This is a genomic window from Rhodococcus sp. NPDC056506, from assembly GCF_042794945.1.
Taxonomy (GTDB): Bacteria; Actinomycetota; Actinomycetes; order Mycobacteriales; family Mycobacteriaceae; genus Rhodococcus_F.
This window is the reverse complement of record NZ_JBHTSW010000021.1, coordinates 64125-85418: the sequence shown is the minus strand read 5'-3', so window position 1 is coordinate 85418 and position 21294 is coordinate 64125. Positions and strand designations below refer to the sequence as shown.

Annotated in this window: 20 protein-coding genes; 7 read left to right on the top strand and 13 right to left on the bottom strand. The window is 64.0% G+C overall.

Annotation, left to right across the window (positions count from 1 at the left end; genetic code table 11):
• Window position 1: 1 nt before the first annotated feature.
• Both ACFQ6H_RS18055 and ACFQ6H_RS18050 read left to right on the top strand, forming a co-directional pair.
• Window positions 2-2338, top strand: a complete 2337-nt coding sequence (locus tag ACFQ6H_RS18055; protein WP_378647663.1) for a glycerol-3-phosphate 1-O-acyltransferase — start codon at window positions 2-4, stop codon at window positions 2336-2338.
• Window positions 2335-3768 (top strand): HAD-IB family hydrolase, encoded by a 1434-nt coding sequence (locus ACFQ6H_RS18050; protein WP_378647661.1) that lies wholly within the window; start codon window positions 2335-2337, stop codon window positions 3766-3768. The genes ACFQ6H_RS18055 and ACFQ6H_RS18050 overlap by 4 nt, the downstream gene beginning before the upstream one ends.
• Here ACFQ6H_RS18050 and ACFQ6H_RS18045 read toward each other — a convergent pair.
• Genes ACFQ6H_RS18045 through ACFQ6H_RS18035 form a run of 3 tightly spaced genes read right to left on the bottom strand, consistent with a single transcriptional unit; the run spans window position 3748 to window position 6696 of the window.
• Window positions 3748-4632, bottom strand: a complete 885-nt coding sequence (locus ACFQ6H_RS18045; RefSeq protein WP_230816927.1) for a sugar phosphate isomerase/epimerase — start codon at window positions 4630-4632, stop codon at window positions 3748-3750. The genes ACFQ6H_RS18050 and ACFQ6H_RS18045 overlap by 21 nt on opposite strands.
• Window positions 4633-4639: 7 nt before the next feature.
• Window positions 4640-5746, bottom strand: coding sequence for a hypothetical protein (locus tag ACFQ6H_RS18040; RefSeq protein ID WP_378647659.1), 1107 nt, complete (start codon window positions 5744-5746; stop codon window positions 4640-4642).
• A complete protein-coding gene (locus ACFQ6H_RS18035; protein WP_003941975.1) occupies window positions 5746-6696 on the bottom strand; it encodes a Ppx/GppA phosphatase family protein in 951 nt (316 codons plus the stop codon). Before ACFQ6H_RS18035 ends, ACFQ6H_RS18040 begins: the two co-directional genes overlap by 1 nt.
• Window positions 6697-6762: 66 nt before the next feature.
• Here ACFQ6H_RS18035 and ACFQ6H_RS18030 point away from each other — a divergent pair, with 66 nt between their 5' ends.
• Window positions 6763-7548 carry a hypothetical protein gene (locus ACFQ6H_RS18030; protein WP_378638113.1) on the top strand — a complete coding sequence of 262 codons (786 nt, stop codon included), beginning with the start codon at window positions 6763-6765 and terminating at the stop codon, window positions 7546-7548.
• Window positions 7549-7636: 88 nt separating this feature from the next.
• On the opposite strand, the gene ACFQ6H_RS18025 is transcribed toward ACFQ6H_RS18030, so the two are convergent.
• The 8 genes from ACFQ6H_RS18025 to ACFQ6H_RS17990 form a co-directional block, all read right to left on the bottom strand.
• Window positions 7637-8326, bottom strand: coding sequence for a response regulator transcription factor (locus ACFQ6H_RS18025; protein WP_003942020.1), 690 nt, complete (start codon window positions 8324-8326; stop codon window positions 7637-7639).
• Window positions 8323-9558 (bottom strand): sensor histidine kinase, encoded by a 1236-nt coding sequence (locus tag ACFQ6H_RS18020; RefSeq protein ID WP_378549206.1) that lies wholly within the window; start codon window positions 9556-9558, stop codon window positions 8323-8325. Before ACFQ6H_RS18020 ends, ACFQ6H_RS18025 begins: the two co-directional genes overlap by 4 nt.
• A gap of 162 nt (window positions 9559-9720) precedes the next feature.
• Complete coding sequence (locus tag ACFQ6H_RS18015; protein WP_378549204.1) at window positions 9721-10476, bottom strand: phosphoglyceromutase; 756 nt, start codon at window positions 10474-10476, stop codon at window positions 9721-9723.
• 46 nt (window positions 10477-10522) lie between these two features.
• Entirely contained in the window at window positions 10523-12124 is a 1602-nt protein-coding gene (locus ACFQ6H_RS18010) for an AMP-binding protein (RefSeq protein ID WP_378447119.1), read from the bottom strand.
• A 139-nt stretch (window positions 12125-12263) separates the two neighbouring features.
• Window positions 12264-12761 carry a YbjN domain-containing protein gene (locus tag ACFQ6H_RS18005; RefSeq protein WP_003941943.1) on the bottom strand — a complete coding sequence of 166 codons (498 nt, stop codon included), beginning with the start codon at window positions 12759-12761 and terminating at the stop codon, window positions 12264-12266.
• Entirely contained in the window at window positions 12758-14086 is a 1329-nt protein-coding gene (mshA, locus tag ACFQ6H_RS18000) for a D-inositol-3-phosphate glycosyltransferase (RefSeq protein ID WP_378647675.1), read from the bottom strand. The genes ACFQ6H_RS18005 and mshA overlap by 4 nt, the downstream gene beginning before the upstream one ends.
• A gap of 42 nt (window positions 14087-14128) precedes the next feature.
• Complete coding sequence (locus ACFQ6H_RS17995) at window positions 14129-14956, bottom strand: alpha/beta fold hydrolase (RefSeq protein WP_378647657.1); 828 nt, start codon at window positions 14954-14956, stop codon at window positions 14129-14131.
• On the bottom strand, window positions 14902-16128 hold the full coding sequence (locus ACFQ6H_RS17990) for an MFS transporter (RefSeq protein ID WP_378647656.1): 1227 nt from the start codon (window positions 16126-16128) through the stop codon (window positions 14902-14904). The genes ACFQ6H_RS17995 and ACFQ6H_RS17990 overlap by 55 nt, the downstream gene beginning before the upstream one ends.
• Window positions 16129-16239: 111 nt before the next feature.
• Between ACFQ6H_RS17990 and ACFQ6H_RS17985 the strand changes: the two genes are divergently transcribed.
• The 3 genes from ACFQ6H_RS17985 to ACFQ6H_RS17975 all read left to right on the top strand — a co-directional run bounded on the left by ACFQ6H_RS17985 (window position 16240) and on the right by ACFQ6H_RS17975 (window position 18471).
• Window positions 16240-17013 carry a PIG-L family deacetylase gene (locus ACFQ6H_RS17985; RefSeq protein WP_378647654.1) on the top strand — a complete coding sequence of 258 codons (774 nt, stop codon included), beginning with the start codon at window positions 16240-16242 and terminating at the stop codon, window positions 17011-17013.
• 64 nt (window positions 17014-17077) lie between these two features.
• Entirely contained in the window at window positions 17078-17470 is a 393-nt protein-coding gene (locus ACFQ6H_RS17980; RefSeq protein WP_003942017.1) for a PaaI family thioesterase, read from the top strand.
• A complete protein-coding gene (locus tag ACFQ6H_RS17975; RefSeq protein ID WP_378647652.1) occupies window positions 17467-18471 on the top strand; it encodes a tocopherol cyclase family protein in 1005 nt (334 codons plus the stop codon). The genes ACFQ6H_RS17980 and ACFQ6H_RS17975 overlap by 4 nt, the downstream gene beginning before the upstream one ends.
• Here the strand turns inward: ACFQ6H_RS17975 and ACFQ6H_RS17970 are convergent.
• On the bottom strand, window positions 18437-19306 hold the full coding sequence (locus tag ACFQ6H_RS17970; RefSeq protein ID WP_378549191.1) for a LysR family transcriptional regulator: 870 nt from the start codon (window positions 19304-19306) through the stop codon (window positions 18437-18439). The two genes, ACFQ6H_RS17975 and ACFQ6H_RS17970, sit on opposite strands and share 35 nt — an antisense overlap.
• A 70-nt stretch (window positions 19307-19376) precedes the next feature.
• Between ACFQ6H_RS17970 and ACFQ6H_RS17965 the strand changes: the two genes are divergently transcribed.
• Window positions 19377-19736 carry a YybH family protein gene (locus ACFQ6H_RS17965; protein WP_378647650.1) on the top strand — a complete coding sequence of 120 codons (360 nt, stop codon included), beginning with the start codon at window positions 19377-19379 and terminating at the stop codon, window positions 19734-19736.
• A 15-nt stretch (window positions 19737-19751) separates the two neighbouring features.
• Here the strand turns inward: ACFQ6H_RS17965 and ACFQ6H_RS17960 are convergent, their stop codons facing one another.
• Window positions 19752-21023 carry an ROK family protein gene (locus ACFQ6H_RS17960; protein WP_378447114.1) on the bottom strand — a complete coding sequence of 424 codons (1272 nt, stop codon included), beginning with the start codon at window positions 21021-21023 and terminating at the stop codon, window positions 19752-19754.
• Window positions 21024-21294 lie beyond the last annotated feature (271 nt).

Below are 21294 nucleotides of genomic sequence, written 5' to 3'. Positions count from 1 at the left end.
CATGAGTGAAAACACGACCAACCCGCGCGTGTACCTCACCGAAACCATGACAGAGGCCGAAGCCGGCGTGCTGCGAAAGTGGCTTGCCGACAAGGCAACCGCATCCGAAACGAGGCCGGTCACCGTCAACATCACCGACAAGACCCTGGCCGAACTGGCGGCGCGGACCGACGACCCGATGCTCGCGCCGCTTCGCGTTGTGTGGATCCCGGACACCCATACCAAACACAACGTCGCGGTGCGGGTGCGCGATGCACTGGCACCACGCGACCCCCTCCACCCCGGACGCGGCGCGCAGCGCAGAACCCTGCGCACCGACCCGTCGCGGTGCCAGGTCATCGAAGGTGAACCCGCGCCACTGAGCGATCTCGAGCGTCGACTCGAAAAGAGCGGTGGCGGTTCGCTACCCGAGTTCATCCGTCGTCAAGCGGCGCTGGCGCTCGAGCGCGCCGAGTTGGGCCTACTGGGTGGCCAGTACAAGGTGTCGCGGTTCGTCGTCGACGAGATCACCGACACCCGCCGATTCGCCACCGAGGTCATGGCTTTGGCCGACCGGCTGAACATCGCCGTCGCCGAGGTCGATCGCCGCGCACGTGAAGCTCTCGAAGAAATGGTTGCCACCCAGAGTCGCCAAGCCATCGCGGTGTGGGATCGCCTGGGCCGCTACTTCGCTCGCGCCTACAAGCTGGACGTGGACACGAGCCGCTTCGAGGAACTCCGTGAGCTGAACAAGGAACACTCACTGGTCTTCCTCCCCAGTCACCGTTCGTACCTCGATCCCCTCGTCCTGCGTCCGGCGTTGATCGCGAACGGCTTGCCGCTCAATCACGTCATGGGCGGCCTCAACATCAGTTTCTGGCCCATGGGCTCGATCCTCAAGCGCAGCGGCACCGTCTTCATTCGTCGAAGCATCGGCAACGACGAGGTCTACAAGTGGTCGATGCACGAGTACATGCGCTACCTGCTGACCAAGCGCTTCAATCTGGAGTGGTACATCGAGGGTGGACGCGGGCGCACCGGGAAACTGCGCCCGCCGCGCTTCGGTCTCCTGACCTACCTGACCAAGGCTTTTCAGGTCAGCGGCGCATCCGACGTGTACCTCGTCCCGGTCGCGCTGAGCTACGACCAACTCTACGAAGTCGGGGCCATGGCGGCCGAGGCGCTCGGCGCCGAGAAGACACCGGAAGGCCTACGCTGGATGGTGGGTTACGTACGTGCACAGGGCAAGCGCAACGGCGTCGCGCACGTGACCATCGGCAGGCCGCTCTCACTCGCGGACGCACTCAGCCAGGAAACCGACCAGCGCCTCGCCATTCAAAAGGCCGGAATCGAGGTGTGTCACCGAATCAACGAGGTCACGCCGGTGACCGTGTCTTCGCTGGCGATGTTGGCGTTCCTCGGAATCGAAGACCGGGCGTTGACCGTTCGCGAACTCACGGCGATCCTCACGCCGCTGTTCGGGTACATCACCGCGCGCAACCTTCCGATCGCCGGCGACGTCGAACTGTCCGATCCGCGTGTCATCGAGAAGGCGTTGCAGACACACGTCGATTCCGGTGTGCTCGAGCGCTTCGATCGCGGCGGCGAGCAGGTCTTCTACCTCGGCAAGGACCAGCATCTTGTCGCTGCCTTCTACCGCAACAACACGATTCACTTTCTTGTCGTGCGTGCCATCACCGAACTCGTACTTCAGGCAGCCGTCGAAGAGCGGTTCGAGGACCCCATCGGGGACGGGTGGGCAGAGGCCAAGCGCATCCGAGATTTGTTGAAATTCGAGTTCTTCTTCAGTGACCGGGACACATTCGAGCAGGAGATGCGGACCGAGCTGACGCTGATCGACCCCGAGTGGGAAACCGTCATGGCCGACGACAAACGAACCGAGCACATGATCGAGACGGTTCGCCCGTACCTCGCGCACCGCGTGCTCCAACCGTTCCTCGAGGCGTACCAGGTTGTCGCCGATCAGCTTGTGCTCGCGCCGATTTCGACGTCGTTCGACGAGAAGTCGTTCATCAGCAACTGTATCGACGTCGCACATCAGCGTCGACTGCGGCAGCAGATCGCCAGCAACGAATCCGTCTCCGGCGAATTGTTCGCCACCGCACTGAATTTGGCGCGCAACCGTAACTTGATCGAAGTCGACGACGACGGAGTCCGGGCCCGGCGCCTGGCATTCGCTGCCGAGATCAAGGTTCAGGTCGAGCGCCTGCGTCACCTTCGCGCGCTCGCGCATGCGCGACTCGATCAGGTGGCGATGCCGGTACCGGACGCCGCTGCGGTAGTGACCATTCCAGAAGCAAACCGAGCGCCCGCCGCGAACGAGGAAGTAGGACTGTGACCGGACTCGAGCGTCTGCACTCCGCCATCGAAGCCGCCCCACCCGGGCCCGGAACGATCGCCGCCTTCGACCTCGACGGCACCTTGATCAGCGGGTACTCGGCCAGCGTTGTGTACCGAGACCGCCTGCGACGCTTGGATATCAGCGTCGGCGAACTCTTGCGCACCACCGGTGCCGCGATTGACACCCAATTCCGCGGTGCTGACGTCGGAGCACTGATGGACATCGGCGTTCGCGCCCTGGGCGGCCGGACCGTCGAGGAACTGAACGACTGGGGCCGACGGTTGTTCAAGCAGGAGATCGCCGCGATGATCTACCCGGAAGCACGCGGGCTTCTGGCAGCGCACCGGCGCGCCGGCCACACCATCGTGATGGCCACGTCGGCGACTCCGTTCCAGGCCAAGTACGTCGCCGAAGATCTCGACATCGAAGACGTGCTGTGCACCGAACCCGAAGTCGTCGACGGAATGCTGACCGGCGAACTGTCCTCACCCGCTTTGTGGGGTCCGGCCAAAGCCAATGCTCTTGCGGGATATGCCGAGACGATGGGCGCCGACTTGAAGAACGCGTTTGCGTACTCCAACGGCGTCGAAGATGTTTTCATGCTCGAGGCCGTCGGGCGGCCTGTAGCGTTGAATCCCGACCGTGGTCTGGCCAAGATCGCGTTGCGCAATCACTGGCCCTCGGTCAACCTGCGTAAACCGCAACGAGGCGCAACGCCGATCTCCACGATCCGAACGGCAACGGCCATGGGCGCGCTGGCGGCCACCGCCGCCATCGGCGCGTCGGCGGGCATCGTCACCGGCAACCGTCAACTGGGCGCGAACCTCGTTGGTACCTACGGCCCCGACATCTCGCTCTCACTACTCGGCATCGACGTCGAGATCGACGGCGAGCACAACGTGTGGGACCACCGCCCGGCGGTATTCATGTTCAATCATCAGAGTTCCCTGGACATGTTGGTCCTCGGCACCGTCATCAAGCGAGACGTGACCGGTGTCGCGAAGAAGGAAGCGGCAAGCGATCCGCGGTTCATGCCCGTCGGCGCACTGCTCGACGTCGCCTACATCGACCGCACGGACACCACCAAGGCGAAGGCCGCATTGCAGCCGGCGGTCGACAAGCTGAAGAACGGCGTCTCGATAGTCATCGCTCCGGAGGGCACCCGTTCTCCGACGCCACGCCTGGGCCCGTTCAAGAAGGGTGGATTCCACTTGGCGATCCAGGCCGGTGTGCCGATCGTGCCCGTGGTGATTCACAACGCGGGCGAAAGGATGTGGCGCAATTCGCTTGTCGCCCATCCGGGCCCGGTCTACGTCTCGGTGCTCGATCCCATCTCGACCGAAGGCTGGGAGACCAAGGACCTCGACGCGCACGTCGAGAAGGTACGCGCGCAGTTCGAAGCTGCGCTACTTGCCGGCCACCGCTGAACGTGCCAGGTGCTCGCGTGCAAACGCGAGCGCCTGCGCCAGCATCGACGACCGCTCCCGCCTGGTACGCGCGTTCTGAGTGTTGATCTCGATGACGGCCTGGCCGCTGAATTCGCTCGCGGCCAACTGCTGACACAACTCCGCGCACGGCTGTGAACCATGCCCGGGGATCAAGTGCTCGTCCATCGACGCCCCGCGACCGTCGGCCAGGTGCAGATGCTCGAGTCCCCTACCCATCCGGGAGGCCAACTCCAAGGCATCCATTCCCGCCGTCGCGGTGTGCGACAGGTCGAGTGTGTAGTGAGCGTGATCGGAATCGGTCGGGTCGTACGACGGGCTGAATGCCGACAGCGCCGCGCCCGGACCGCCACGTTTGCGTAGACGCTCCGCAGACTTGTCTTTACCGCCGAAGAAGCTGTCCGCGCGCATGGGGAACATGTTCTCCACCGCCACGACGACGCTGCTCTTCGATTCGAGGTCGACAACCTGTTCGGCGAAGCCTTCGGCGTACTTGCGCTGCCACCGGAACGGTGGGTGGACGACCACCGTCGTCGCACCCAAGGTTTCGGCGGTGCGAACCGAACGCTCGAGTTTCTCGACCGGATCGGATCCCCACACGCGCTGCGAAATCAGCAGACACGGCGCATGCACAGCCTGCACCGGGATCGCATATTTGCGAACGAGGGCAGCAACAGCACCGACATCCTGGCTGACGGATTCGGCCCACACCATCAGTTCGACACCGTCGTATCCGAGATCGGCGGCGTAACGAAATGCTGCTTCCGTGTTCTCCGGATACACCGAAGCCGTCGACAAGCCGACGGCTATCGGCCGACGAATCATGCGCTGCGATCCCCCGATCATCGTCCGATCAACCCGAAGTCAACAAGAACGCCAATGGACCGAGCGTCACGATCATGCCGACGACCACCGCGATCACAAAACTCGTGATGTCGTCCGTCTTGCGCAGAACCCGCACGACGGCCACCAAGCCGACGATCACGATCAGCGCGAGCACCAACGCCACCCACGGCAGCATGTCCCACAGCTTTTCGAAGCCCTTGAACATCGCGCCGCCGACGATCAGTGCAACAACCACCTGACCGGCAAGCACTGCCCATTCACGGATCGAGTTACGTTCGCCGGCCTCTTCCGCGGCCGGTTCGGCTTCGACATCAGTCTCGGGCTCAGCGACGGCAGCGGACTTTTTTGCACTGTCGATGACTGCCGGCGCCTTGACCAGATCGACCACGGCGGTCGATTCGGCCTCGCCGGCATCCGCGTCTGCGATCTTGTCGATCAGTTCGGTGCTGTCGTCCGGAGCGGCCGGAGCAGGTGTCTTGGCGACGGGAGTGGGGACACGCGGCGGCAGGATCGGCGGACGCAACGACGGTGACTGAGTTGCGGCACGTTCCTGACGCATCAGGTCGCCTGCCAGAGTCTGACCCGACAGCAGTGCCGGTTCCTGCGTTACCTGCGTCGGCGACGAGGAGTTGAGCGGTGCCCGGCTCACCCACTGTCCTGGCGAGGACTTCGAGGTCTGTCCTGGCGAAGGTGTGGAAGTCGGCTTCGGAGTGGTCGGCGGCGCGGCAACCGGCTTCGACTCGGCCTTGGGTGCCTGCGGTTCGTCGTCGTCATCGTCGTCGTCGAACGAGACGGCGAAGGCGGCAGTGCGGTCGGCGGGAACCTTCGGTGCCGGTTCGGCTGACTTGGCGGTTTCCGCGACAGCCTCGGCCGGCGCTGAAGGTGCAGAGTTTTCCGGCGCAGCGGCTTCGGGCTGGGCTGCTGGTTCGTCGGACTCGGGCTCGGCTGCCGCGCGCGATCCCGACTGGCGAACGATCGGGATCTCACCCGTCAGTTCGGCGACGGAGATGCCACCGGCTACGCCGCGCCGGCGTCGTCCACCTCGGGATTCGACGCTCTGACCGTTCCGCTTGAGCAGTTCCGCTACGGAAATCTGCTGACTGTCCTCGGTCATCAAGCACTCACCACCAATTCACCGCCCATTTCTGTGTCGAGCTTTCGCAGAATCAGACCCTCACGCAGTGCCCAGGGACAAATTTCCAGTTCGTCCACTCCGAGCGCCCGCATGGTTGCCTCTGCGATGAGCGCGCCGGCCACAATCTGCTGTGACCGATCCGAGCTCACTCCTTCCAATTCTGCACGGTCCGCCGCCGTCATCCTGGATATGAAGGCTATGAGTTGCCTGAGTCCGCTAGAAGTCAGGGTCCGTTTTGCCCGGGGGCCTGCGGCAGAAGGGGCCGCGCCGGTGAGCCGAGCCAACGATCGGAAGGTCTTCGAAGTCCCGACCGTGCGGTCCCAGTCGCCGGCGGCGCGCAGTTCCTTGGCTGGTCCGACCAACTCCGCGTCCAGCCAGTCGCGCAATACAGCGACCCGGCGCTTGCCCGGCGGATCGGCCTGTAGCCAGTCGCGCGTCAACCGTCCGGCACCGAGTTGCAGTGAGAAGGCGACGTCCGGATCCTCGTCACCACCTGCTGTGAGTTCGAGCGAGCCGCCGCCGATGTCCAGGTTCAGGATGCGTCCGGCGCTCCAGCCGTACCAGCGGCGCACGGCCAGAAAGGTCAAGCGGGCTTCGTCGACCCCGGAGAGAACCTCGAGATTGACTCCGGTCTCCGCGCGAACGCGGGCGAGCACGGCTTCGGAATTGTTGGCGTCACGGACGGCGGAAGTGGCAAAAGCCATCATTTCCTCGCAGCCGGACGTCTTGGCGATACCGGCGAATTCGGAGACCGTCGAGACCAACCGATCGGCTCCTGACGTGGTGATATCGCCGCGGTCGTCGGTGTTCTCTGCCAGCCTCAACGTGGACTTGGTCGAGCTCATGGGTGTTGGGTGGCCGCCCCGATGGGCGTCCACAACCAATAGATGGACGGTATTGCTTCCGACGTCGAGTACCCCTAGTCGCACATCGCCACGTTACTGGGTCTACCGTCGGCCCTTGTGACAGCAGGTAACCCAGACCGGTCCCACAAGATGACTCCGAGCCCCGAGGTCGATCTCGATTTCCCGCGCGAATGGGTCGAATTTGTCGATCCGGAGAACTCCGAGCACCTCATTTCCGCTGATATGACGTGGTTGCTCTCGCATTGGACCTGCGTGTTCGGCACGCCGGCGTGTCAGGGCATCATCGGCGACCGCCCGGACGACGGCTGCTGCTCGCACGGCGCTTTCCTCTCCGATCAGGAGGATCAGGACAAGCTCGATGCGTCAGTGAAAATGCTCACAGCCGAAGACTGGCAGTACATGGAAAAGGGCCTCGGCAAGAAGGGCTACGTCGAAGAAGACGACCTCGAGGACGAGCCCGCGCTGCGCACCCGCCGCTACAAAGGAGCGTGCATCTTCCTCAACCGGCCGGGTTTTGCCGGCGGCGAGGGCTGCGCACTGCATTCCATGGCGCTCAAGAAGGGCATCGAGCCACTCGAGGTCAAGCCCGACGTGTGCTGGCAGCTACCCATCCGCCGCACTCAGGACTGGGTCGACCGGCCGGACGGCGTGCAGATCCTCAAGACCACGATCACCGAGTACGACCGCCGCGGCTGGGGTGAGGGCGGCGACGACCTCGCCTGGTACTGCTCCGGCTCCCCCGACGCTCATGTCGGGGAGCGGCAAGTCTGGCAGTCGTACGGGCCGGAACTGACGGAGCTTCTCGGAAAGCGCGCGTACGACGAGCTGGCTCGCCTCTGCAGGCGTCGCGCCGGCCTCGGCCTCATAGCGGTCCACCCGGCGACCACGATCGCTCAGAACAACGCTCAGGGCTGACTCCACGCAAACCGAAAAGTTTCAGCCGCTCACACGATCGTGTGAGCGGCTGAATTCTTTCTCGACATTTCTTCTCGACGAGGTTCGATCACGCTTCGAGCTTGTAGCCCAATCCGCGGACGGTGACCAGATGTTCCGGCTTGGCCGGATCCGATTCGATCTTCGAACGCAACCGCTTCACGTGTACGTCAAGGGTTTTGGTGTCACCGACGTAGTCGGCTCCCCAGACGCGGTCGATCAGCTGTCCGCGGGTCAGCACCCGGCCGGAGTTGCGGAGCAAGTACTCGAGGAGGTCGAACTCCTTGAGCGGCAACGTCACCGGGTTACCGGCCACCTGCACGACGTGACGTTCGACGTCCATCCGTACCGGTCCGGCCTCGAGCACACCGTTGTCGGAGGCGAGGTCTGCCTCGTTCTCCACCCCGCGGCGCAGCACCGCACGGATGCGGGCGATCAGCTCGCGCGCCGAATACGGTTTGGTCACATAGTCGTCCGCACCGAGTTCCAGGCCGACGACCTTGTCGATCTCACTGTCGCGCGCCGTCACCATGATGACGGGAACGCCGGAGCGCGATCGCAGCGCCTTGCAGACGTCCGTGCCACTCATGCCGGGCAGCATGAGGTCGAGCAAGACGATGTCCGCTCCGGAGCGGTCGAATTCCGCCAACGCCGACGGTCCGTCGTTGACGATGGTGGTCTCGAAGCCTTCCTTGCGGAGCAGGAACGCCAGCGGGTCCGCCAAGGACTCCTCGTCCTCCACGATCAGCACACTCGTCATCGTTTGGCCTCCATGCCGTTTTCTCTACTGCCTTGTTCTCGTCTGCCGATCCGCGTGGAACCGGCGGTTCCCGCGTCGTCAGAGTCGATGTCGTCGTCCGACTCCACGTGTGCCGGTATCTGCAACGTGAAGGTAGACCCTGTTCCCGGTTTGCTCCACAGTTCGATGGAGCCGTTGTGATTGGCCGCGACGTGTTTGACGATCGCCAGCCCCAGACCGGTTCCACCGGTCTGCCGTGACCGCGCCTTGTCCACGCGGAAGAATCTCTCGAACACTCGCTCCTGATCCGATTTCGCGATGCCCTCACCTCGGTCGGTGACCGCGATCGCGACATTGTCGCCGCGCACCGACCGACTGACGGACACCGGAGAACCTTTGGGCGAGTATGCAATAGCGTTCTCGATGAGGTTGGACAGTGCAGTCACGAGGAGGGTCTGATCCCCGAGCACCTCCAGCCCGCTCGGATGGTCGGTGGTGACGGTGATTCCGGCGGCCTCGGCCGACAGATTCGACCGCGACAGCGCCTCGGACACCACCGTGTCGACGTCGACCACGTCGAGATCGGGCAGCTTCTCGGCACCTTGCAAGCGCGAGAGTGCGATCAACTCGGTGACCATCTTGCCCAGACGAATCGACTCACCGAGCACCCGTTCACCGAAGTGGCGCACGGACTCCGGATCGTCAGCGGATTCGAGCAGTGCCTCCGCGAGCAAACTCATCGCGCCGACCGGAGTCTTCAGTTCGTGGCTGACGTTCGCGACGAAATCGCGTCGAGTCGCCTCCATGCGGACCTGCTCGGAATCGTCGTCGGCGAACAGGACCACGAAGTTGCGGTCGTCCTTGCTGAGCAGCCGAGCGGTGCCACGAACGGCAATCTTGTCGCGGCCGCGCTGCGCGGTCTGCGCTGTCAGATCCACCTCGACGGTGTGACCTGTCCGCAGGACTTCCTGCGCTGCCCGCCACGCTCGCTCGTCGACCAGACGATTCTTGACCAGGCCGAGTTCTTCGGCGCGAGGGTTGAAGAGCACGACGTCATGGAAACCGTCGACGACGGCGATGCCGCTTTCCGACGCCAGCACGATGAGGTCGAGGACCTGGGACATCGTGAGCCCGGTCTGTTCGTCCGAGCGCTGACTCTGGCGCGACGACAGCCTGGGTACCAGCACCCCGCCGACGAGGTAGCCGACCAAGCCGGCGACCACGACCAGCAGCACTGCAATCACGACACTCACGGCGCAATCGTACGTTCGCGCGAAGTGTCGGTTACGGCGGGTTCGGACGTTCCCGCCCGCGTAATCCGCCAGGTGGACGGCGTTGGTTCGTCGTTCATCTGTTGTTGGCCGAGGCCCCCCGAAAACACTGTTCGGGGGGCCTCGACGCACATCATCGGGTTGCTACTTTCCGCCCTGATTCGCCACCGCGGCGGCGCCGGCAGCGGCGGCCTCCGGATCCAGGTAGGTGCCGCCAGGATTGAGCGGCAACAGGTTCTCGTCGAGGTCGTAACGCAGCGGGATTCCGGTCGGGATGTTCAAGCCCGCGATGTCCTCGTCCGAGATGCCGTCGAGGTGCTTGACCAATGCACGCAGCGAGTTGCCGTGCGCGGTGACCAGCACGTTCCGGCCGGCGAGCAGCTCCTGCGAGATGGTGTCCTCCCAGTACGGGATCAGGCGCTTGACGACGTCGAGCAGGCACTCGGTCAAGGGAACCTCGTCGAGGTTCGCGTACCGAGGATCGGTGTCCTGGCTGTACTCGCTGCCGGCTTCGATGGCGGGCGGCGGGGTGTCGTAGCTACGACGCCAGAGCATGAACTGCTCGTTTCCGTACTCTTCCTTGGTCTGAGCCTTGTTCTTGCCCTGCAGAGCGCCGTAGTGGCGCTCGTTGAGGCGCCAGTCGCGAACTACCGGGATCCAGTGGCGATCGGCCGCATCGAGCGCGAGATTAGCGGTGCTGATCGCGCGGCGCAGAAGCGAGGTGTAGAGAACGTCGGGCAACAGGTTGTGCTCGGCGAGCAGTTCGCCGGCGCGCTTGCCTTCGGCCATGCCCTTGTCTGTCAGGTGTACGTCCACCCAGCCGGTGAACAGATTGAGTGCATTCCATTCGCTCTCGCCGTGGCGGAGCAGGACCAGGGTTCCGATACTCATGGCGTTCATCCTGGCACGAGTACCGGAACCCTTCTTGGTCAACCCTGTCTGGAAATCAGCTCGGGGCTACTTCCGCAGTTCGCAGATCCTTGCGGAGGATCTTTCCGGCCGCGGATTTCGGCACGGTGCTGATGAACGAAACCTGGCGGACCTTCTTGTGCGGCGAGACGCGCTCGGCGACAAACGAGATCACGTCGGCTTCGGTCAACTCGGCGCCGTCCTGGAGAACGACGAATGCCTTCGGAACCTCTTCGCCCTCGGCGTCGAGCACACCGATCACGGCGGCGTCGGCGATCTGCGGATGCGTCAGCAGCAAAGCCTCGAGTTCGGCCGGGGGAACCTGGTAGCCCTTGTACTTGATCAGTTCCTTGAGGCGATCGACGATCTTGACGACGCCGTCTCCGTCGACAGTCGCGATGTCACCGGTGTGCAGGTAACCGTCGTCGTCGAGGGTGTCCTTGGTGGCCTGGTCGTTGCCGAGGTAGCCCACCATGATGTTCGGGCCCTTGCACCACAGTTCACCGGGCTCGCTGACCCCGTCCGTGCCGAGTGCCGGGTACGCGACCTCTTCGCCCGTTCCCGGGTCGACGAGCTTGCATTCCATGTTGGCGATGGTGGGACCGCAGGTGTCGAGGGCGATGTCGTCACGATCGAACGGGATCGCATGCGAGACGGGGCTCATCTCGGACATGCCGTAGCCCTGGCGGACGTGGCAGTTCAACCGGTCTGCGACGGCCTTGCCGAGCGCCGCGTCGAGCGGGGCCGCACCGGAGAAGATGGTGTGCACGCTCGAGAGGTCGTACTGGTCGACCAGCGGGTGCTTGGCCAGCGCGACGGCAACGGGCGGTGCGACGAAGATGTACGTCGACTTCTGCTCGGCGACGATCCGCAGGAACTCCACGAGATCGAACTTCGGCATCGTGATGAGGCTCGCGCGGCGGTACAGCGCGGCGTTGAGCAGCACCGTCATGCCATAGATGTGGAAGAACGGCAGGACCGCGAGGATCTTGTCGTCGGTCTCGATCCCCATCCGCGGGATGATCTGGCAGACGTTGGCCACGAGGTTGCGATGGGTGAGCATGACGCCCTTGGGCCGGCCGGTGGTGCCCGACGAGTACGGCAGCACCGCGAGCTGGGTGGCCGGGTCGAAGGAGACCTCGGGCGCCGCTGCACCCTCGCCGAGCAGATCTCGCAGCGACAGGTGGCCTTCGGCTCCGTCGAGCACGAACACGTTCTCAGCGGGGATGCCGACCTGATCGGCGGCTGCCTTGGCCTGCGGCAGCAAAGGCGAGACGGTGAAGAGGAACTTGGCCTTGGAATCGGTGAGCTGCTTGGCGATGTCCTCGGCGGTGTAGAGAGCGTTGATCGTGGTCGCGACACCACCGGCTCGAAGGATGCCGTGGAAGACGGAACCGAAGGCGGGGACGTTGGGCGAATGCAACCCGACCACGTCTCCGACGGCGAGTCCACGCGCAGCGAGAGCGCCTGCAACGCCGTTGATCTGTGCGATCAGCGATGCGTATGTGGTGACCGCGCCAGAACTGCCTTCGACGAATGCCGTCTTGTCGAGGTCTGCGGGGTCGGTGTTTCCGAACAGGAAGTCGTAGACGCTGAGGTTGGGGATTTCAACGTCGGGGAACGGACTCTTGAAGCTCACTGTGCTCCTCGAAAAGTTGCGCGGCAGGGTGGTGTGACCAACTTACTGTGACTCACGGGAACAGTATTATTCCGTGACGACAGTCACAAGTAAAGGCCACTTTACGTGACACATCAGCGATGTGTCTCACCCCGCTCGGTCAGCTTTGCGCGGGCTCCTCCTCGATGAGGTGCTTGAACGGTTCGAGATTCGCCAGCGACTCACCTCGCGACACCCGCCACGCCCACTCGCGCTTGATCGACGAAGAGAAACCGAGTTCGAGGATGACGTTGAAATCGCCGTCGGCGGCTTCGAGAACCTGACCGAGCACTCGATCGAGTTCATCGCCGGTCACGGCATGCTCGGCGATCTTGCCTACCAGGTAGATGTCCCCGACCTTGTCGAGTGTGTACGCCACCCCGTACAGACGGCGGTTGCGCTTGAGCAAGAACTTGTAGACGCCTTCGAAGTTCTCGTCCACCTTGCGGCACACGAAGGCCTCGACCCGCACGCCGTGATTGCCGACAGTGAGCAGAGTCGACGTCTTGAGTTTGTGCTCGCCGGGAAGTTCGACGATGAAATGCGCGTCGTCTTTTCTGGTGAACTCGAGTTCGCGCTCGGTGAGGGCCTGCTCGATAGTGTCCGAAATGCTGCTCATGTACGCACTCCCCCGGTCCGGCGCAGACGCCACAGACCCCGCGCACGGCGGGGCGAGAAGTCGCTGGGACCGGTTCCGTTGTTGTAGTTGACTGCGGCTTTGCGATAGCTCTCGAGCAAACCGTCCGCGGTGTGTTCCCACGAGAAATTCTCGGCGTGCCGCGGCGCCTGCGCGGCGAGTTCGGCCAAGCGCGTCGGCGTCGTCACCAAAGATTCGAGGGCACCGGCCCAGTCTTCGGTGCGGTGTCCTTGAACCAGCAGGCCCGTCTCACCGTTGCGTACGGCCACTCCCAGTCCGCCGACGTCGGCGGCGATCACCGGCGTTCCGCAGGCTTGAGCTTCGATGGCCACCAACCCGAAGGACTCCGAATAGCTCGGCACCGCAACCAGATCCGAGGCACGGTAGACATCGGCGAGACGCTCCGGCGCCTGCGGCGGCAAGAACGTCACTTGCGCCGTGATGCCGAGCGAACGTGCCAGTTCGATCAATACGTCCGGCCGCGCGAGACCGGTTCCCGACGGCCCGCCGACGACGAGGATGCGCAACGGCAACTCGGGGCGGCGGCTGATCACTTCGGCGGCAGCACGCAGCAGCACGTCCGGCGCTTTCAGCGGTTGGATGCGGCCGACGAATGTCACGACCACTTCGCCGGGGTTCAATCCCAACAACGCGCGGGCAGCATCGCGGTCACCCGGTCGATAGCGTGTGAGATCGGCACCCGGCGCAACAACGTCGATACGCGTGGGATCTGCCCCGTACAACTCGTGCAGCGCTTTGGCTTCGTCGGTGGTGTTGGCGACCAGCCGATCGGATTCGGCGACAACTTGCTGCTCGCCGATCTGCCGTGCTGCAGGCTCCGGTGTGTCCCCCTCGGCCAGCGAAAGATTCTTCACTGCCGCGAGTGTGTGCGCGGTGTGGACGAGGGGCACGCCCCAACGATCGCGGGCCAGCCAGCCGACCTGCCCGGACAACCAGTAGTGCGAGTGAATCAGGCTGTAGTACCCGGGTTCGCGTCGCGCTTCCTCCCGAAGAACTCCCGCGACGAAGGCACACAGTTGAGTCGGCAGATCTGCCTTGTCCAGTCCTTCGAAGGGACCGGCCGCGATGTTGCGCACCCGTACTCCGGGAGCGGCGTCCACGACGGGCGCGTCCGAAGACGATGTCGCGCGGGTGAATATCTCCACCTCGACGCCACGTTTGGCGAGCTGAATGGCGGATTGCAGAACGTAGACATTCATCCCACCCGCGTCACCGGTGCCGGGTTGCGCCAATGGCGAGGTGTGGACCGAGAGAACGGCCACCCGGCGAGGGCGCGAAATGTGCATGGACGTCACCACTCCATACTGCCCCCTCACCGGGCGCGAACTCTAACCGAGGCTCGAGATGAAGGTTCGCACTTCGGACACGAATCGTGTCGGATCCTCCACGAACGGGCCGTGATTGCAGCCTTCCCAGTACGACGCCTGCGACTTGGGAATCAGTTCCTCGGCGTGCTTACCTGCACTCACGTCGACGACGGAGTCCTCGGTCCCGTGCAGAACGAGGACCGGGATGTCCAGGTTGCGGAGCAGATCGTCGTGACCGACTGCACGGTTGAACAGTGCTGCGCGCACCCGCGGACGCGTCGAGAGGCTGTACCCGAACAATGCCTGCGACGCTGCGCCCTTGCCCTCGGGTGGGCCGGTGAGTGCGTTGCCGAAAGCGCCGAGTGCCCGGATTGCCTCGCGGGGATCTTCGGACATAGCGCCGGGAACCGCACTCCTCATCGCCGAGCCGACCTTGCCGCCCTTCTCGCCGCGCCCGATGCTGGTGATCGCTCCGACCAGCACCGCACCCGCCACCGCGCCGGTTCCGTGTGCTGCCAGGTAATCGCAGATCACCAGACCGCCGTACGACCAGCCGAGCAGGATCGCGTTCTCGGTGATGCTTTCGGCAGCAAGAACCGCCGCGACGTCGCCGGCCCAGTTCGCGGAGTCGTCGTATCCGGACTCGGGCGCATCGGAGTAGCCGTGGCCGCGCAGATCGACGGCGATCAAGCGGTAGTCCGCTGCCAGGTCCGCGAGGACCTGCTCGCCCCAGCACTGTGACGACTGAGCCCAGCCGTGCAGCAGCACCAGCGGGGTCCCAGCCGGATTTCCGGTTACTCGATAGACGATGGACGTGCCGTCGACGCTGACGGCTTCACGAATAGACATGCCGTCACGATAGAGGCTGCGACTGCGGCGCCGACGGCGAGCATGTAAGCGGAGGAGACGTCGTAGCGGTCGATCAGCTGCCCGGCCAGCGCAGAGCCGAGCGCCACGCCGACGCCGAGTCCGGTGACCGTCAGGGTCATTCCCTCCGTGAGCTTTTCCGGTGGGACGATCTGCTCGACCAGGGCTGTCGCGATGATGAGCGTCGGAGCGATGGTCGCGCCGGCCAGGACGTACGCGCCAGCAAGTGCGGCCACGTTTCCGACCAGGAGAAGCGGGACACTGAGAAGGGCGACCGCTGCGGACGCGATCATCAATTGCCCACGCAGCGATCGCGCCGGGTGCATCGATCCGAAGATCAGTCCCGCGATTCCCGAACCGCCGGCGAACAGCGCGAGGACCAGCGTCGCGGAGCCAGGTGAATTCTGTTCCTTGGTGAACGCGATGGCGCCGACGTCGATGACACCGAAGATCGTTCCGAGCATCACCATGATCACGATGACGATCCACATCACGTGGTTACCGAGTACCGACCGTCCGCGGCCGGGTCGACGCGGATGCACCTTCGGCTCGGTTCCGCGCTGGATCACCAGCAGCAAGGTCCCCGTGACCAGCAGAATCAACCCTGCAAGTGGTCCAGCCTCGGGGAAGAGTCCGATGCTCAGACCCACCGAGATGACCGGGCCCGCCACGAAGCAGAGCTCGTCCACCACCGATTCGAAGGCGAAGGCAGTGCGCAGCTGCGGTTTTCCGACGTAGATCGCGACCCACCTGGCGCGAATCATCGCCCCGATCGTCGGGGTGGCGCCGCCGGGGACTACCAAGACGAAAAGCAGCCAGTCGGGGGCTTCCATCCGGACTGCGAGCAAGAGTGCCCCGATTGCGGTGACGCTGACCGCCGCGGCAATCGGCAGGACCGCCCTCTGTCCGAAGCGGTCGACCGCGCGCGAGACCGCTGGCGCGATGATCGCCGACGAGAGCGCAAAAACCGCGGCGAGCGCCCCGGCGAGCGCGTAGTCACCACGAAGTTGCGAGATCATCGTCACGATTCCGATGCCGATCATCGCTATCGGCAGCCTTGCGACAAATCCGGCGGCCGAGAAGGCAACCGATCCCGGGGCCGAGAATATCTCGCGGTAGGCGCTCAGCAGGCCTTTGTTGGTGGATTCGCTCATGTCAGCTTCTCGTGCACTGAACAAGGTTCACAGAGCCGAGGCCGACTCGACAAATCGTTTTCACTGTGCGCTCGGGTTGACCTGTCGGTAACTTGCCTTACGATTGCGCGAATGAGTGTCCTGGTGTGTTTCCACGCCCATCCCGATGACGAAGTTTTCACTACGGGCGGCGTGATGAGAATGGCCGCCGACGCAGGTCACCGCGTCGTAGTCGTCACCGCTACCGACGGTGCTCTCGGTGAATTCCCCGACGGACTGTTGGACGAATACGAGACGTTGGCTCAGCGCCGCAGCCGTGAACTCGAGGCGTCCACCGACGCGTTGGGTGCCAATCGCGTCGTGTCCCTGCACTACCCGGATTCGGGGATGGTGGGTACGCCCGAGAACGAGAATCCGGAAGCGTTCTGCAACGTCGACGTCGAGAAGGCCGCCGAGCGTCTGGCCGAGGTTCTTCGTGAAGAGAACGCCGATGTCCTGACCATCTACGACCCCAACGGCGGATACGGCCACCCGGATCACATCCAGGTCCACCACGTCGGCGTTCGTGCTGCAGAACTCGCGGGCACGCCGTTCGTCTACGAGGCGTCCACCAACCGCGATCACATGAAGATGCTGATGCAGGCCAACCCCGAGTGGACCGAGGAGGCGCAGCCGCCGGACATCGAATCGTTCGGGCTTCCGGCTGACCAACTCACCACCGCAGTCGACGTGAGTTCGGTGATCTCGTTTAAGCGCGCGGCCATGTACGCGCACGCAACGCAGGTCGGCGATTTCGGCCCGTTCCTCGAAATGCCGACGGAGCAGCTCGCCGCGGCATTCGGCACCGAGTGGTTCCGTCGCCGAAACGCGCCGGAGGGACTGTCGGAAACCGCCCTGCCCCTCTGAGTCACCGCCCTCGATAAACCGAAGTCCCGACGGAGGTTTCGGCGGCTCGTTACCATCGGTAGGCATGGACCTCGAACAACTTGTCGCGAGCATGCCTTTTGCAGTTCACACCGGAATTCAGTTGGACAGCGCGGCACCCGAACAGGTTGTCGGCCATCTGGATTGGGACAGCCACCGCACCACCGCCGGCAACGGAATGCACGGCGGCGCCTTGATGACGCTGGCAGACAGCGTCGGCGCCGTCTGTGCATTCCTCAATCTTCCGCCCGGCGCAAGTACGTCCACCACCAGTTCGTCGACCGTGTTCACCCGCGGGGTTCGTAAAGGCACGGTCACCGCAACTGCCCGTCCATTGCACGCGGGACGCAGCACCGTCGCGGTCGTGACCGAGATTCGTGACGACGAGGGCCGTCTCGTCGCTCAGGTCACCGCATCACAGGCAGTGCTGGGACCGTGAAGCTTCCCTCGTACCGCGCCTCCGGTGCCACCCTTCCTTTCGGCAATCTGCTTGCCTCCCATGACGTTGCGATGGAGGGTTACTTCTGGCGTTTCACGCTGCCGGAGAGCGGACGGGTGGTGATTGCGCTCGCCGGAATCAACAAGTCCGATGGTGGCAACTGGTCGACGCTCGGTCTCGCGGCGCATCCGGGCGGATTCCTCCGGACCGCCGAGCACCCGAGCGGATCGGCCGATTCCCGCATCCTGGGGGCGTACGCCGACAACGCTTTCCGCGGCAATGCTGATCGACTACAGGTCGATTTCGGCGACAGCCATCTCGATGTGCGGATCAGTAATCAGCGATTCTGGCCACACCGCCGCTTCGGGGGATCGAGTTACTTCCAATCAGTTCCCGCACTCAATCAGTACTGGCATCCGTGGCTTCTCGGCGGCCGGGTAGAGGGAAGCGCCGTCATCGACGGGCACAGTTGGGATCTCAGCGGAGCACAGGTGTACGGCGAGAAGAACTGGGGAAAGGGAGGATTCCCGGAATCCTGGTGGTGGGGGCAGGCCCAGGGATTCACCGACCCACGAGCCTGTGTGGCTTTTGCCGGCGGCCAGGTCAGCGCCGGGCCTCTGCGCACCGAAGTCACCGCCGTGGTGGTCGCCTTGCCAGACGGCACAGTGTTGCGTCTGGGCAATCCGCTGACGTCGCAGGTGGAGACGACCGTGTCCGACGATCGCTGGACGCTTCGGGGTTACAGCCGAAAGTGGAGCGTCGACATCGACGGGACCGCACCCATCGCCGACGCGCACATACTTCCGGTTCCCATTCCCGCCGAGCGTCGAAACGTACCCGGAGCGCTCGAGCATCTCGGTGGAACCATGTCGGTTATCGTCCGGCGACGCGGCACCATAGTCTGGAAGGACAGATCACGATTGGCCGCCCTAGAGCACGGCGGATTGGATCGGGCGCAGGCCGAACTCACTCGGCGGGAACAGCTCTCGCGAGATCGATGAGAGCGGATGCCGCCGGGTTCTTGCCGCCCGACGAACGCCAGACCAATTCCAACCGGGATCGAGCTTCCGGTTCGAGATCGATCCGATGCAACTCCCCCACTGTCGACTCGGGAAGCACAGCGATTCCCAACCCCTGTGCGGCCAACGAAACGATGATGCCGAGGTTGCTTGCCTCGAGCGCAACCGTCGCCTTCGTGCCGGCCGCGGCGCACGCGAAGTCCAGACACGTCCTGATACCGGTTCCCTCCGGAAGACAGATGACCGATCGCGTGGCGAGTTCGGCAAACGGCAGAGACGACAACGCGGCCAGCGGATGATCCGCCGCCACTGCGGCCACCAGTCGTTCGTCGGTGATCACCCTCGATTCGAGGCCTTCCGGCAGCTCGCCCGCAACTCCGATGACGGCTATGTCGAAGGTTCCGTCCACCACTCCGGCAAGCAGGCTGCGCGAATCGTCCTCGGCCAGCGAAATGTCCAAACCTGGGTGTCTGGTGTGTAGACGACTGAGCAGATCGGTCAGATCGGCGGAAGCGCAGGCGGTGACCATCCCGACCGAAACCGAGCCCCGAACCAGTCCGTTCAAGGCGTCGACAACGTCGCGACTGCTCTGCACGGAAGCAAGTGCAGCGCGGGCGTGTGGGAGGACGGCTCGCCCGGCATCGGTCAGACGAACGGTTCGACCACTACGATCGAGCAACTCCTGCCCCAGCTCACGTTCCAGTCTTTTGACCTGCGCACTCACACCCGGCTGCGCTACGTGAAGCCGCTCGGCGGCGCGAGTGAAATTGGCTTCCTCCGCTACCGTGACGAAGTATTCCAGCTGCCGGAGTTCCATAACTGTTGATTCTAGCTTTGAGACAAACTAGATCTTGGACTTATCGAAAGTGTGCTTGCACGATGGAAACATGACAACAACACATGAAGTTCAGAAGGCCGCAACCCCCGAAGATATTGCCCGACTCTTCGTCCAGTTCGCGAACGCCGGAAACGCAGACGCTGTCGCCGGACTGTACGAGGAAAACGCTGTGATGGCGTTTCCACCCGGATCCCTCACGATCGGCCGTCAGTCCATCCGCGAAGTGATTTCTCAGATGCTCGCAGCGGCACCGACATTCACCGTCGAGGAAACCCTACCAACGGTGATCAGCGACGACCTCGCCATGACCTCGACCAAACCTTCCGACGGAACCGGCGGACGCACACAGGTGGCGCGCCGCCAGCCCGACGGTTCGTGGTTGCGGGTGCTCGATCGACCGGAACTCTGACTGCCCTCTTCGCAGTCAGACGGCCGACGCACGCCGCATTGCCGCCGCCGGATCGGCGAACAGCGAGCTCAGTGACACGACCGTCGAGGCGTATTCCTGAACGCGATTGCCGAAACCGGTGATTCGAATATCCTTGCGCTCCAAGGAGGATGCCGACGAGAAAGCCTCGGCGACGTGCGGCACGCCGGCCGGATAGTCGGTGAACGCCTGGCCACCGAGGATCACCCGATCCGGGTTGAACAGGTCACGCAACATCGCCACTGTCCGGCCGAGCACGCGCGCCCGGTCGACCAGAAGTTCGTGAGCCGGAATGGAACCCGCCGACGCAGCACGATAGACATCGGCGATCGTGACACGCTCACTGCCCTGGATCACTGCGCCCGAAGACAGTGCCTGCGCGACGACCGCGCGGTCGCTGATCGTCGCTTCCAAGCAACCCACCGCGCCGCAGGTGCACCGCGCCGACGAGCCGGTGGGCAGGTGCGCGATCGAACCGGGCCCGCTGGACGGAGTGTGCACTCGCCCTTCGAAAGTGATTGCGATACCAGCGGTTTCACGGGCGTAGAAGTACAGTCCGGTGGTTCCCGGCGTCGGCGCCTCGGCGCGGTCGTTGCTGAGCAGAAGTTCCGACGCGGCCATCGCCTCGACGTGGGCGGCGACCGAAACGGGGAGGTCCAAGCCGGCTCCGATGATGGATCCGACCTTGGCGCCCTTCCACCCCAGGCGCGGGTGATCGACTACTCCGGTCGCTGAATCGACGCGACCGCCGATGGCCACGCCGACGGCGAGCGGGCGACGCTTGTGCCACCGTGAGGCAAACGATTTGGCCGACCGCGCAATGGTGGCAAGTGCGACAGCGGAATTGGTGGCGGGCGTCGGAATCTCGACGGCGCCGAGCACCTTGCCACGAATGTCGCTGGCGATGATGCTGGTGACTACGGCACCGATGTGGATGCCGACGGTCAGGTACGGCTCGTGATTGACCTCGAACGGAACCCGCGGACGCCCGATGGCGCCGGAGGCTGTCAGGTCTGCGCGTTCGCGCAGGATTCCGAGGTCGAGCAGGCTCGTGACCTGCCGGTTCACGGTGGCAATACTCAGTCCGGACGCTTTCGCGGCGGTATCGCGAGAGAGCGGTCCGCGGGATCGAGCAATGCGCAACACAGTCGCGGACGGACCGTCGGCAATGCGCAGTTCGGGCGCAACAATCTGAGTACGGGTCCGGGTTCCCGAGAGCGCGGTTCGCGATCGGATGTTCGGAATGGCAGAGATGGTGGGTGTCGACATGGCTGTCCCTTGCAGAAGGAGGAGAAGGCGCATATCTCTGTCGACCGAGAAATCAGCGTTTCCACTGGTCACACGAAGAAGTAGACAGAAAAGGCGCAGAAATTAGCTGCAGAAAGAACGGCGGCGACAACACAGCTCTCGCGCCAGAGGCAGACGCGAACCAAGCGCAGCGGTCACATAGGTGACCCGCAAAGCGGCAGGCTGGTCGGTCGACATGGCTCCAAAAGTAGCAGCTTCACCGAGATTCACAAATCAGGTGCGGTAACGATCA